Below are 12,921 nucleotides of genomic sequence, written 5' to 3' on the forward strand. Positions count from 1 at the left end.
TTGCAACGTTATAAAGAGCTTAAAGACATCATCGCGATCTTGGGTATGGATGAATTGGCTGAAGAAGATAAGTTGGTTGTTTACCGTGCGCGTAAAATCCAACGTTTCTTCTCTCAACCATTCCACGTTGCTGAAGTGTTCACTGGTGCACCTGGTAAATTAGTATCGCTTAAAGAAACCATTCGTGGCTTTAAAGGTCTATTAGCTGGTGAATACGATCACATCCCAGAACAAGCGTTCTACATGGTGGGTGGTATTGACGAAGTGATTGCTAAGGCCGAGAAACTTTAATTAGCAACTCTAATTTAGGAGGTTCTCATGGCGACGATGCAATGTGATGTCGTAAGTGTGAATGAGTCAATTTACTCTGGCACAGTAACGATGTTGATCGCTAAAGGTGCAGGTGGTGAGCTTGGTATTTTACCTGGGCACGCTCCACTTGTAACTTTACTCCAGCCTGGACCGATTCGTGTTCAGTTGGAAAATGGTACAGAAGAAATTGTTTATGTATCAGGCGGCGTGTTAGAAGTTCAACCTCATGTTGTGACCGTGCTTGCAGATACTGCAATCCGTGCCGACAACTTAGATGAAGCAGCAATTTTGGAAGCTCGTAAACAAGCTGAACAATTGTTGGCGAATCAAAAGAGTGATTTGGACTCTGCTGCTGCACTTGCTTCGCTTGCTGAAACAGCAGCTCAGCTTGAAACGATTCGTAAAATCAAAAATCGTGCAATGTAATTGCTGATTTGAGATAAAAAAAGCCACCGTCAGGTGGCTTTTTTTATGGAAAAATAACTTAAAAAGAATATTTAAATAATTGTCATTTTCATATAAAGTGCGTCACGCATTATATAATCAAATGAGAAATACCATAATGAAAATTTTGCTCCCGATATTTTTAACAGTTTTTTTTGCAGGGTGTGCAGTCACTAAAACTCCTGAAGGTAGCACTATTGGCATGCTACCGATCATTGCGGAAGCAAAGCAAGACCGTTATTTAGATATCCCTAATAATGCGAGTAAGGCTGATAAAATTCAGAAGTATAGTGATCAATTGCTAGAAAGGTACCCAAATCAAAATTATGCAGAGGTCCGGACTTTTCCATATAGCGTGTACCAAACATATGATTCTTTCACTCCACGTCCTTATATGATTCATACGATTGATGAGCATCGAGTAAAAGTAGCAAAATCTATTATATTTCACCCTCAAAATGTACTTTTAACTGAACTTGCTCAGCAAGATCTAAAAGTTCCAGTAGGTATTCATGACTTAGTCATTATCAATGGTTTTAGAAATAGCAATGACTATACTGAAATAAAGAATGTTAAGTTTGAGAAAGACAAGAAATATGTGATTGGGCGTGATTATACTAAAGAGGCAGGCTCAAGATTATTTATTGCAGAATATGATGTAGATCAAAGGTTTAAACCAAATGAGCCAGAATATATTGTGATAAAAAATAAAATTGTAGAAGGTATTCCACAGGGGAGTTTGAAGCGTGTTAAAATTTACTAAATCTATATTAAAACTCAGTCTATTCTTATCAATTCTGGTGTCGAGTGGGTGTGCCAGAATGCTTTTGCCTACATCTGAATCGCAGCTTGTTCAACAGTCTATTGACGGTGGGCATAAAGCAGAACTAAAGATTAATTATGTTGATGCTTATGCGAATTTAAAGCGTGCTTATGATCGATGTGTAGCTTATAAAAGCCCAGTTCCAAATGATATGAGTTATGTTGCGATTGATTCAAAGCTTGAACGTGAAAAGCATCAAGGGACGATTACTGCAACAGCCAATTTTGGGACTTATGTTTCTCAGGTTATTTTGAAAGAAATTCCAGATGAGCAAACATTGTTAACTTTATATTTGTCGAAAGCTAAACTTTTGACGAATAATAAAAACGTTGAATTGGCCAAAAAAAGGTTTGAACAAGAGCAATTAAGAGCCTTGGGTAACGATCCTAAATGTAATTAAAAGATATAAATCCAATTTAAGCACCTTTAAAGTTGATCTTGATATCGACTTTGAAGGTGCTTTTTTATTATCTAAAAACATAATATGATGAAGACTTGGTGCGATATGGATCACGTCACGCTAAGCAATAAATAACGAGTATATTGAATAAAAAATTAGGAAAAATATGTTAGCAAGTAATGTCTTAAAGTTGCGCTTGGATCGTATTGAACAACAGGGACATCATTTTTCTGTAAAAGATCAATTGAAGTTGGTCACACTTGCTCAACCTGAATTAACTGCGGGCTTATACAGCCATCTACTTCAGGTCACTTTGCCTAAAACATGGCATTTTCAACACGATACTACAGAAGAAATAAATTGCTCATTACGTTTAATTACATTGATTCATCAAGTTTTTATACCTGCTTATCAGCAACATGCCCATCGTTTTGCTTGGTTTGAACAATGCGTGGCATTTCGCCTGCAATATTTGACCCAAGGCTTTAGCGAGCAACAACGCGATGAAACGGTAACACAGTTAGCAAACTGTAAAGATAGCCCGCTAAAATTAAGTATCTTGAAGCAATTACACGCTGAATATGATGATGTTGAGATTAAGTATGCTTTAGCTGCTTTTTATCAGCGTTTAGAGGATTGGTCAGCAGCAATTGAAAACTACCGTATCGTATTTCAGCAGCAAGCCATTCAGCCTGAAAGTGTTCATTATGATTTTATACACTGCCTATTGAGTCGAAATCGTCATCACAATGAGCAGGGTAATCGTGATGCGGTTGATGCCTTACAGCACTTGGGAAATTTAGAACATATCCAGCAACAAGCGAAACATGAGCAGTTAACCCAGTGGGCTGTTTCATTGATGTTGCCTGAGCGCTTACAATCCAGTCCAGTTGAATCAACCAAGCTACTGATCGATCTACAATACCGATTAAAATATATGGGTCATTCTTTAAACCATTGGTTGGTCACCCATGCGTTTATCGTGCCTTACTATAAAAATGTGATTGAAAGTGCACCGAAGCTGTTAAATAACAGTGAGCTTGTGGTGAGCTTGGATCGGCATAAAGCGGCCAATGATGCTTTGCAGAAAATTTTAACAGGTAGAGACTTAAAATTGGTCAGTGGTATTCATCCTGCGCATTATCGTCTGGGTTTTATCTGGAACTACTTACAGATCAATCCCTTAGTTTTGGATGCCTTGGTCACCGCGTCCAAAGGTCATCCTGATGCTTTTTATAATCTAAAACAAATTCCAGCGCCTGATGATGATCATGATGCAGCTCTGACACGCTTATCCTCTTATTTGGCAAAGCAACAAGTCGCCTATAACCTAAGCCAGCAGGGACATACGATTGAGTTTGCAGAACATGCTCACTTAGCAGGTTTTGACTTGATTGTAGATGGTACACCGATGCAGGTGAAGTGTACTTTAGCATCGGATGCAGTAGAGTCCTTTGCAAAAAGTCACCCGCATATTGCGATTATTGTGAATATTGAATTGGCGCATCTGCAAGAGAAATATGCTTCTGTTTTTGCTGATCTGGCATTGAGTTATGAGTCCGTGCAACGCACCGCCCAAACCAGTTTGCAACATGTGGTTGGAGTTGATGACTTTGTTTCAATTCCACTGATGAATACAGGCTTTGCGGTGTATCGTAATTTTTCTGCCTCACAAGCTCAGCCAGTTTCCCGTCCATATTTAGCTTATAAACAATCCAACTCCGTGATCAAAAATAGTTTGGCGATCGGCGCTGCGATTGGAGGACTTGTTTCGGGGTCTATCGGTGCTTTTGTTGTCAGCGGATTCGCTGTTTATCGTACTTGGCGCGTGCAAAAAGTTGAGCAAGCAAAACCATTGCAAGAAAAACAACAATTGGTTGCACAGTGCAATCAGATGATGGACTTACTCATTGATTTTGCCGAATGGTTTAATCACAATCTTTTAAAATATCGCGTTGATTTATATGCGTATCAACTTCGACAAATTGAGATGAAGCTGATGGGTAAAATACCTGAAGCGGTGATTTCCACGACTTTATTTGCGTATAAATTTGAAGCTTATCAACGTGCATTGAAATTGCATCAATGGATGCAACAACAACTTGCTTATGAAAATCCTAAGCGCAGAGTACAAGCAGGCTGGGTTGCTCTGGCACAGTCAGATCAGTTTATGTCGATTGAATTAAAACAACGTGTCATTCAACTCAATGCCGAACTCATAAAATATAAACAGACGACACAACATGGTTTGCACTTATCAAATGTTCAACATGCATCGAATGATGTTGCTAAACCCGCTTATCAGATGCAAACAATGCAGATTTAGATATCTGTCTGGGTTTCAGTATCCGTTTTTCCTAATATAAGTGTTGCCAGTTTAAGCATATCCATTTGAATACGATTGAATTGCTGCTCAATTTTTTCAAGGTCTAATTGGCTAATATCCAGTTCGCCATGAAGGATGGGCATTTTTAAAAGTTGTTGATTTGCATTAAGTAGACTCTGACGAATTTGATCGACCTCATGACTCTTTAGTTGAAGTGCTTGTAAGGTATCGTGTAAAGCATGCAAATTTTGTTTGAGATCTGCCGTTGCATTTTGCAGTTGCTGGGTATTCTTTTCTTGAATCGCTTGCTCAAGCTGGTTTTGTGAGCTTTTGAGCAGAGTCGTATAATCATCAGTTTTTAGCTGTAGTTGTGCAACGTCACGTACCATATTAAATAGGTTGCCACTGCTTAGCTTTTGAATATCTTGCGGTGTTGTTGTATTGGCATCATCGGTACTGATGTTTGAGTCAAACTCAGTGTTTGGTTCAGCAACTTGATGGTTTTCTTGAGGCACTTGATCACAACCGACGAACGCGAATGCAGTAACAAGTACTGTTGCAGAGAAAATGGCTTTGATGGCTAGATTTTTCATCGTGGCTGAACTGCACCAAAATATGAGAAGATCGTCACTATAATGAGAAAGTATGAAGAAAAATGTGATTTTTGCAATTCATTAACATTTTAGTCAAACAAATAAAATAACAAGGGGAGCGTTTTTCTTCTGGAAAAGAGAAGGAACGCAACATGATCCTTCCCTTTGGTTTTTTTAATTTACTTTGCCAATTCAGCTTCAATTGCAGTCACGATACGCTCATCATCTGCGGTAATATCTGGCGCAAAACGAGCCACAATCTCACCATTCTTATTGACTAAGAATTTTTCAAAATTCCATAACACTTCAGGTGGATTATTTGGTGTTAGACCATAATCAACCAGATCTTTCCACCAAGGGCCTTCGCCAGTACGTTCTGGTATCGCTTGGGTTAAGGTCTGGTACAAAGGATGTTTATCATCGCCAGCGACTGAGATCTTGGCAAATAATGGGAAATGCACATCATAGTTGAGAGAACAGAATTGTTGGATTTCATCATTTGAACCCGGTTCTTGTTCTAAGAAATTGTTGGCAGGGAAGCCTAAAATTTCTAAACCTTGTTCTTTTTTTGCTTGATAGAGTTTTTCTAGCCCTTCATATTGTGGTGTTAAACCACACTTTGAAGCAACGTTAACAATCAGTAGAACTTTGCCTTGATACTGATCGAGATCAACGTCTTGACCTTTGATATCCTGAACAGGGATGTGATAAACCGATTGGCTCATGAAGTGTGTCCTAATTTGTTGTTGTGAAATCACTTGTTTGTTTTAACTGCTAATCTTTTAGAGTGCAATGCTATTGATATGAATACATACAAATAATATTTATATCGTCGCATTTTTAAGTTGAATCGGCGTTTGCCCCGTATAACGTTTAAAAAATTCGATAAAGCTCGAACTATGGTGATAACCCAATGCAAAGGCTAGTTGTTTAATGGTCATGCCTTGGCGGATTTGGTGAATCGCAAAAATGATTTTCGCTCGATTACGCCATTCGGATAATGAGAGTTGTAACTCTTGTTGACTCAAGCGTAGTACATGACGCTCGCTGACAGAAAAGTTTTGTAAAATTTGCTGTAAGCTGATGTTGAATAAATCAGGATCGGATAATTTTTCTAAAATCGGTGCCAAAATTGGGTGGCTGCTTTGTGGCAAATAGTGCGAATGGGCTGGGGCTTGTTTGAGTTGATCAAATAAAACTTGCAGTAAATGTTCAAGGTATTCAGGCTGCGCCGCTTGTTTTTGTTGTTCTAAAATCTGCACGATCAAAGCACGAAAAAAAGGTTCGATACTAAAGCAACGACAGCTATTACCTAAAAACTGCCCGAATTTAGGGTGTATCCGAATACAAATATAATGAATTTCATGTTCAACAGGCAAAGATTGGTGTTCGGTACGCGGTGGTAGCCAAAGCCCATAACTGGGTGGTGATAAATAGTACTTTCCTTCAATGTCAAATTCTAAAGTACCGTTCAAACTAAAATTAAAGTCACCCCAAAGTGAAGTATGAGGACTGACAACATCATCTTTCTGATAAAGAAATTCATGTACTTCGATACCATTTAGAAAGGGAAGTTGTGCAGCGACATCATGCTTCATTGTGGGCGCTCATGTTAATTTTCGCAGGTGAGTTTAGGATTATTTAAACCGCGTGCGAGGGTAAAAATCAATACCAGAGAACAGAGTACCAGAGGGAGCATAGCAAAAAACAAGATCGTGCCATCAAAATGATCGACAATGATTCCGCCAAACATACTGCCTAAAGCAATCAAAATTAAGAAGGTCAATGTAACCATCGGCATACCTTTTTCAACCGCTTCAGGTGCATGTGTAAACATCCAGATATTTACCGCCGTTGGGATGATGCCATAGGCAAAGCCCCACAACGCTGTCAGTACGATCGCGACCATGATATGTGTGCCAAACATAGGGAGGCTTAAAAATGCCAAAAAGAAGGCAACGCCACTGACTGCAAAAGTATAGCGAATATTAATTTGTCCGAGATAACCCGCAAAGATATTGCCAAAAATTCCTGCAATTCCATATACCAGAAGTAAACGGCTAATCAGGCCGTCAGAAAAGTCAATCTGGTGCTTAAAAAAGGCAGAAAAATAACTATAAACGGCAAAGTGTGCAAAACCCATAAAGATAAAAATAATCAGTCCTTTACGAGCAGCGGGATGTTGTACGAGGATTGGGAGTTCTTTCCAGCGTAGCGAAGAAGATGGTTTTAATTGAGGTAGGTACAAGTATTGGAAGATAAAAAGCAAAATCCCCATTAATGAAATGACTGTAAAAGATGTACGCCATCCATTATATTGCGCGAGCCACGTACCCATTGGCACACCCAGTACGCTCGCCAGCGTGACACCGAACGCGACCCATGCGGTTGCTTTAGCAATAGGTAAATGTGGTGGGGCAAGACGACCACTCAAAGCAACTGCTGTTGCCCAAAAGCCACCAATCGCAATCCCTAAAATAATTCGTCCGAGCAGTAAAAGCGTGAAATTTGGTGCAAATGCCGTGATGAAATTCGCGAGAATCATCAACAAGGTTAACATTAGTAACAGCGGCCGCCGATCTAGTGTTTTGGCAGACACAGGAATGAGTACTGCTGCAAACATCCCGACAACCGCAGTTAAAGAAACGGTGAGACCTGCTGTGCCCACAGAAATCTGAAAATCACGCGCGATTTCATTCAGTACCCCAACGGCAAGAAACTCACCTGTGACCAAGGCAAAAGCACTGAGGGTCACGGATAGAAGTGCAAACCAATTGCCTTGTGTTTGGCTTGACTGAATGGGGGGTATTTCGCTAGAAAGGGAGTTTTCCATAAAAATTCCTTTATTGTTAGTAAGATAACAATAAAATTTGAAAATGAGTAATATTTTATAACGATCGTTAAAAAATAAAATAGTTGATAAAAGCCAATCAGTCAATTATTTTATAGTGAACGTTATAAAAATATTTGTGACCCTTATGACTCATCCAGATATGTCTCTGCCGTCACCTTGTGATGACACGCTAAAAAAGAAGCGTGGACGCCCAAAGTGTTTTGATGAGCAGCAGGCTTTAGAAACGGCGATGTTGTTATTTTGGGAACATGGCTATGAAGCGACTTCGATTAGCGATTTAACTCAGGCTTTAACGATTACAGCTCCGAGCCTCTATAGTAGTTTTGGCGATAAAACAGGGCTATTCTATAAATGTATTGATTACTATCTCGCCCATGAAGCTTGTCCAATTGAAGCAATTTTTTTAGAAGCCAAAACCGCAAAGGTGGCTTTTGAACTTTTTCTTTATGACAATGTACAACGTCTAGCGCAACCCGATAAACCTTCGGGTTGTATGCTGGTGGTTGCAACCATGAATTGTTCTGATAATACCCAAGCGATACAACACAATATTCTTGAAAAGCGATTGAAAACCAAACAAAAAATGTTGCAACGTTTACAGCAAGGTGTTTCTGATGGTGATTTGAAAGCAATAGCCCCATTAGCAGAAATGGCTGATTTCTACGCAACGGTTTTGCAAGGTTTAACCATACAAGCAAGAGACGGGGCAACCGTCGCACAGTTGCACAAAGTGGTTGAACACGCCATGCGTGCTTGGGAGCTATTCTAAAGGATGTCGTAACTGCGATATAAATGTCTGAAATACGATATTTCAATTAATTTGGACATCTTTCACAATACTCACATTGCTGAAATATTGTGAGACAAGTGATGGGTCAGTTAACAAAATATCAAAAATGGGCATTTGTGTTGCCCTTGATTGCGGTCTTAATTTGGTCATTGAATATTGTGGTGACCCGTTATGTGGCTGATCTGATTTCACCTGTCAGTATTAGTTTTTATCGGTGGTTTGTGGCTTTTCTTATTTTGACACCGTTTATGTTGCCGAAAGTTTGGCAGCAACGCACTTTAATTCGCCCATTAATCGGTAAGTTAGCCATATTGAGTGCATTTGGTATGGTGTTATACCAAGGCTTGTCTTATACCGCGGCACATTATACCACTGCCACCAATATGGGTATTGTGAATGCTTTTGTTCCTGTATTTACCATATTTATTTCTTATCTGATTTTGAAAGATCGACCGAATCGTTTTGCGATCTTCGGTAGTCTGTTGTCATTTGCAGGTTTGATTTATGTCATGAGCCAAGGGCATATTTCCAGTTTATTTGCCCAAGGCGGGCACTGGGGCGATGCGGTGATGGTCGTTGCTGTTGGTTTCTATGCCTTCTATGGTGTATTCCTAAAAAAATGGCAACTGCAATTGCCCTTAATGACCAGTTTATATGTACAAATTGCATTTGCGTTGTTGTACCACCTGCCATTTTTACTGTGGTTTGGGCTAGACCGCATCAATGCTGACAATGCCGCAAGTGTATTGTATGCAGGTATGTTTCCATCATTGATTGCACCATTATTATGGATGCTTGCTGTGCAATCGATCGGTCCAAACCGAACCAGTATTTTTATGAATTTGATGCCAGTGTTTACTGCCATTATTGCCAGTTTTTGGTTGGTAGAAAGCTGGACGATTTATCATACTGTTGGAGGGGCGATGATTCTTGCAGGTATCGTTATGGCACAGAAAAAAACCGTGAAATTATCAGCCCAAGTGTTAAAGCCGACGATTTAAGATGTATTTAAAATGCGTGTTTGTTTAAAAAATAGACAAACACGCAAAATAATAGATATGAAGACAATTCTTTCTATTTGAAATTAAACGTATATTTTTAAGAAATGCTAAATTTGTGATCAAAAAAAAGCTGAATAAAAATAGAAATATAATTTTATTGAAAATATAGAAGTGACAAAATTGGTACGCTTTTCACCTTTTTTGCACGGCAAATAATATATTTGTATAAATGAGATGATTGATCCATAATAAGCACAGAAGCAAATTGATACATTTTAGTGTTTAGATTGCTTGCCGAATTTACGAACCCTCTGGATGTGATTATACACATCCTTTTTATGCTCAGTTATCCCTATATAACTGAGCTTTTTTTTGTCCGCGTTTTGGCTCATTTTTATCCATTGTTTTATGCCCGAATCACTTCGCCAGTGAGCGCATTTAAAATTCGACTCGGTTCTTGGCTTTGTCCCAAAGCACCGTCAAGATAATGCAATGCAGAACCAAAATAGCCTTGCGCCTGTTCTAAACGATGTGCAGGGGTTAAACCTGCGGGATTGGCACTGGTCGAGACAATAAAGCCACCAAAAGCGTTGCACAGCTCGACACACAGCGGATGGGTGGTGACACGCACGGCAACCAAAGGATGTTGCCCTTTAATCCATGTTGGAACCTGTTGATCAGCAGGCAGTAACCACGTGGTTGCGCGCTCAACTGGTGTGCGGTTAGACCAACTGTTGATCACTTGCTGACGTATTTTGGGAGTCAAACTTTGTAATAAATGTTCGACTTGTGCGATTTGCCCCGCCAGTAAAATCACGCCTTTTTCAATCGGGCGATGTTTGAGTTCAAGAATCTGTTGAAAAGCTTGCTCATTGAATGGATCACAGCCCAATCCCCAAACAGCTTCTGTCGGATATGCCAGTACTTGACCTTGTTTGAGGAGCTGAGCGGCTTCAGAGATTGAGGACGTTATCATGTGAGGTGTGCAGAGTGTTAATAAGAGAAGCTTAGTTTAAAGCATTGGGCGACAACGTAAATAGCGTCCAGCTTGTTGTGTGCATAAACCTAATAACTCAAGTTCCATCAATTGTGCTGTTAACTCTGAAATTGCAGCTTGGTTGGCTTGAGCAAGTTGATCCAAGTCTTGTCCGACCCAGTCTAAGCGTTGATAGAGTCCGATCAAATGAGAGGGGAGATTCGGTGTGGTGGTATTCGGTTTTTCAGCGTGTTGCTGTTGTGCTTGCCATTGGGTGGGCAAAGCCAAATCTTCAATCACTTGCTCAGGATGATCGACCAAAATCGCGCCTTCACGAATCAGTTGGTGGCAGCCTTGATGGTGCTCACTATAAATATGTCCGGGAATCGCAAAGACCATCTTGCCTTGATGAGCCGCCTCGTTTGCGGTGATCAGAGAACCACTTTTTAATGCAGCTTCTACCACGACCACACCGAGACTTAAACCACTGACGATACGGTTACGCCGTGGAAAATGTTGTTGTAAAGGCATTGTGGTGGGTAGAAATTCGGTCACAATCGCACCTGACTGAATAATCTGTTGCGCAAGTTGTTTGTTTTGCGCTGGATAAACGGTATCTAAACCTGTGCCGACGACGGCAATGGTGCGCTGATGAGCGAGTCCGCCTTGATGCGCGGCTTGGTCGATGCCATGTGCTAAACCACTGCTAATATAAAAACCTTTTTCACTTAAATAATAGGCAAAATCATAAGCGACTTGTCGCCCATGTGGACTGGGCTTTCGGCTGCCAACCATGGCAATTTGTGGTTGTAACAGCGCTTGCGCTTGACCTTGTCCAAATAAAATTGGTGGATGATCAGCATAAGGTAAAAGTTGGGTGGGATAGCCGATATCGTCAGGAGTTAGAATAAAATCGCTATGTTGACAAATCAGTTGAACCAGTTGTTCAAACTGTTGTCGCCCTTGAGTTGTTTGGAATGTTTCTACGCGTTTTAAGTGATTGGCATGTAAGCCGAGTTGTTGCCATTCCGAAAAGCGATGCGCTTGGGTGGCTTGTTCACAATCCCCAAAATAGTGGATGACTTTTTTGAAACTAGAAAGCGAATGTTGAACCAAATACCACAACAATACAGTGTGGTAGTGATGAGGTGATAGTTGATTCAACATTTCAGATCAGTGCTCAGTCATCAACTAGTCTTCAAGACGAGGTGGTTTGATGTTTGAACCGACTTTAATTGGTAAATCGCTTTCAAGTACATAGGCATAACTAAGACGATCAAAGCTCTTAAAGATCATGACATTACCCACATATTGTCCAGGTAATTTAACCGTTTCTTTGGTTTTAGGATCTTTGACGGTTTCGCCGTCTTGATAAGCATGAAACACTTGTCCGATTTCAATGCCATCATTTGTACCACGGTCAACGGTGACGACACCATTTTTAGCAGCAGTCCCAATTGAACCCATGACACGAATGATTTTACCACCATCTTTGACTTGATTTGCATCTGTTGGATAGAACAAGGTCGGCAACATTGCATCTTGTTCAGCCATGACACGATCGCCACGACGCACTTCACCATTGTAGCTATCGGTTAATTCAACTGTGGTGATGTCATTTTCATTGCGAATGGCAACACCTGAAGCCACTTGAGTGAGTTCGATGCCGAGGTTCTGCTTTTTACCGTGCTCATCAACAATGATGTAGGGTTCGCCTTCGCGGAATACGCCATAGCGCTGACCATTTTCTAGCCCTTTACCACGGACATAGACACTTTGACCTTTACCAGCAAGGACGCGCTTGTCAGCTGTACCCAAAATATATGGAGTATGAGCAATGGTGTCTACTGGAAGAATCGAGGTGCGTTCTAACCATTGTTGAATATGCGCCAGTGGAATCACGGGAACACTATTATTTAGAGCTTCAACACGAACTTGTGGACGTAAGGTTGAGGTATTGCCACTGTGGCGACGAATGATCCCAGCACAGCCATCGCCCTCATCTTTGCCAATTAAAGGTTTGCCGTTCAATGTGCACAATAACAGACGATCACCTGGATAAATCCAGTGTGGGTTTTTCACGTGTTTATTGCTTGCCCAAATTTCTGGCCAACGCCAAGGTTTGCTTAAAAACTTGCCTGAGATATCCCAAAGTGTGTCACCTTTTTTCACCACATAAACATGGGGTGCACCTGCTTTGACAGCAGGAGGGCTAACGTTTGGACTTGCAGCATGTGCGATATTGACGCTCATCCCCAATCCCGCGCAAATTGCCACGGCAATCAGTTGTTTTTTTAACCCCAAGGCATGAAATGAGTGTATGCCGTTTAAAACCTTTTTCATTATCATAATTCCTAAAAATTATGTGCGTAGTTGCGTTATAATAACGACATTACCCACAT

Annotated in this window: 13 protein-coding genes and 1 pseudogene; 7 read left to right on the forward strand and 7 right to left on the reverse strand. The window is 40.5% G+C overall.

The window, feature by feature from the left end:
* The 5 genes and pseudogenes from J2Y37_RS15355 to J2Y37_RS15375 form a co-directional block, all read left to right on the forward strand.
* Positions 1 to 291 (forward strand): annotated as a pseudogene (locus J2Y37_RS15355) (F0F1 ATP synthase subunit beta); the annotation flags it as partial.
* A 27-nt stretch (positions 292 to 318) separates the two neighbouring features.
* The gene (locus J2Y37_RS15360) at positions 319 to 738 is read left to right on the forward strand and encodes a F0F1 ATP synthase subunit epsilon (protein ID WP_004668114.1); all 420 of its coding nucleotides are present in this window, start codon (positions 319 to 321) and stop codon (positions 736 to 738) included.
* A gap of 136 nt (positions 739 to 874) precedes the next feature.
* Positions 875 to 1,519, forward strand: a complete 645-nt coding sequence (locus J2Y37_RS15365) for a hypothetical protein (RefSeq protein WP_349033366.1) — start codon at positions 875 to 877, stop codon at positions 1,517 to 1,519.
* Complete coding sequence (locus J2Y37_RS15370; RefSeq protein ID WP_349033367.1) at positions 1,503 to 1,979, forward strand: hypothetical protein; 477 nt, start codon at positions 1,503 to 1,505, stop codon at positions 1,977 to 1,979. Before J2Y37_RS15365 ends, J2Y37_RS15370 begins: the two co-directional genes overlap by 17 nt.
* Positions 1,980 to 2,145: 166 nt before the next feature.
* On the forward strand, positions 2,146 to 4,305 hold the full coding sequence (locus J2Y37_RS15375; RefSeq protein ID WP_349033368.1) for a hypothetical protein: 2,160 nt from the start codon (positions 2,146 to 2,148) through the stop codon (positions 4,303 to 4,305).
* On the opposite strand, the gene J2Y37_RS15380 is transcribed toward J2Y37_RS15375, so the two are convergent.
* The 4 genes from J2Y37_RS15380 to J2Y37_RS15395 form a co-directional block, all read right to left on the reverse strand.
* Positions 4,302 to 4,898: a hypothetical protein gene (locus J2Y37_RS15380; RefSeq protein ID WP_349033369.1), complete on the reverse strand. Its 597-nt coding sequence runs from the start codon at positions 4,896 to 4,898 to the stop codon at positions 4,302 to 4,304. The two genes, J2Y37_RS15375 and J2Y37_RS15380, sit on opposite strands and share 4 nt — an antisense overlap.
* 179 nt (positions 4,899 to 5,077) lie before the next feature.
* Positions 5,078 to 5,623: a glutathione peroxidase gene (locus J2Y37_RS15385; RefSeq protein WP_004668118.1), complete on the reverse strand. Its 546-nt coding sequence runs from the start codon at positions 5,621 to 5,623 to the stop codon at positions 5,078 to 5,080.
* Between the two features lie 99 nt (positions 5,624 to 5,722).
* The gene (locus J2Y37_RS15390; RefSeq protein ID WP_349033370.1) at positions 5,723 to 6,496 is read right to left on the reverse strand and encodes a helix-turn-helix transcriptional regulator; all 774 of its coding nucleotides are present in this window, start codon (positions 6,494 to 6,496) and stop codon (positions 5,723 to 5,725) included.
* A gap of 14 nt (positions 6,497 to 6,510) precedes the next feature.
* Positions 6,511 to 7,731 carry an MFS transporter gene (locus tag J2Y37_RS15395; protein ID WP_004668121.1) on the reverse strand — a complete coding sequence of 407 codons (1,221 nt, stop codon included), beginning with the start codon at positions 7,729 to 7,731 and terminating at the stop codon, positions 6,511 to 6,513.
* A gap of 145 nt (positions 7,732 to 7,876) precedes the next feature.
* On the opposite strand from J2Y37_RS15395, the gene J2Y37_RS15400 reads away from it, so the two are divergent.
* Positions 7,877 to 8,521, forward strand: a complete 645-nt coding sequence (locus tag J2Y37_RS15400; protein WP_349033371.1) for a TetR/AcrR family transcriptional regulator — start codon at positions 7,877 to 7,879, stop codon at positions 8,519 to 8,521.
* Between the two features lie 101 nt (positions 8,522 to 8,622).
* A complete protein-coding gene (locus J2Y37_RS15405) occupies positions 8,623 to 9,543 on the forward strand; it encodes a DMT family transporter (RefSeq protein ID WP_349033372.1) in 921 nt (306 codons plus the stop codon).
* Positions 9,544 to 9,949: 406 nt separating this feature from the next.
* On the opposite strand, the gene J2Y37_RS15410 is transcribed toward J2Y37_RS15405, so the two are convergent.
* The 3 genes from J2Y37_RS15410 to J2Y37_RS15420 are packed head-to-tail and all read right to left on the reverse strand — an operon-like array spanning position 9,950 to position 12,862.
* Complete coding sequence (locus J2Y37_RS15410; RefSeq protein ID WP_349033373.1) at positions 9,950 to 10,519, reverse strand: Sua5/YciO/YrdC/YwlC family protein; 570 nt, start codon at positions 10,517 to 10,519, stop codon at positions 9,950 to 9,952.
* A 36-nt stretch (positions 10,520 to 10,555) separates the two neighbouring features.
* Complete coding sequence (dprA, locus tag J2Y37_RS15415) at positions 10,556 to 11,686, reverse strand: DNA-processing protein DprA (protein WP_349033374.1); 1,131 nt, start codon at positions 11,684 to 11,686, stop codon at positions 10,556 to 10,558.
* A gap of 24 nt (positions 11,687 to 11,710) precedes the next feature.
* Positions 11,711 to 12,862, reverse strand: coding sequence for a LysM peptidoglycan-binding domain-containing protein (locus J2Y37_RS15420; RefSeq protein WP_005194605.1), 1,152 nt, complete (start codon positions 12,860 to 12,862; stop codon positions 11,711 to 11,713).
* Between the last annotated feature and the right edge of the window lie 59 nt (positions 12,863 to 12,921).

This window comes from Acinetobacter sp. 3657 (genome assembly GCF_031456775.1).
Taxonomy (GTDB): Bacteria; Pseudomonadota; Gammaproteobacteria; order Pseudomonadales; family Moraxellaceae; genus Acinetobacter.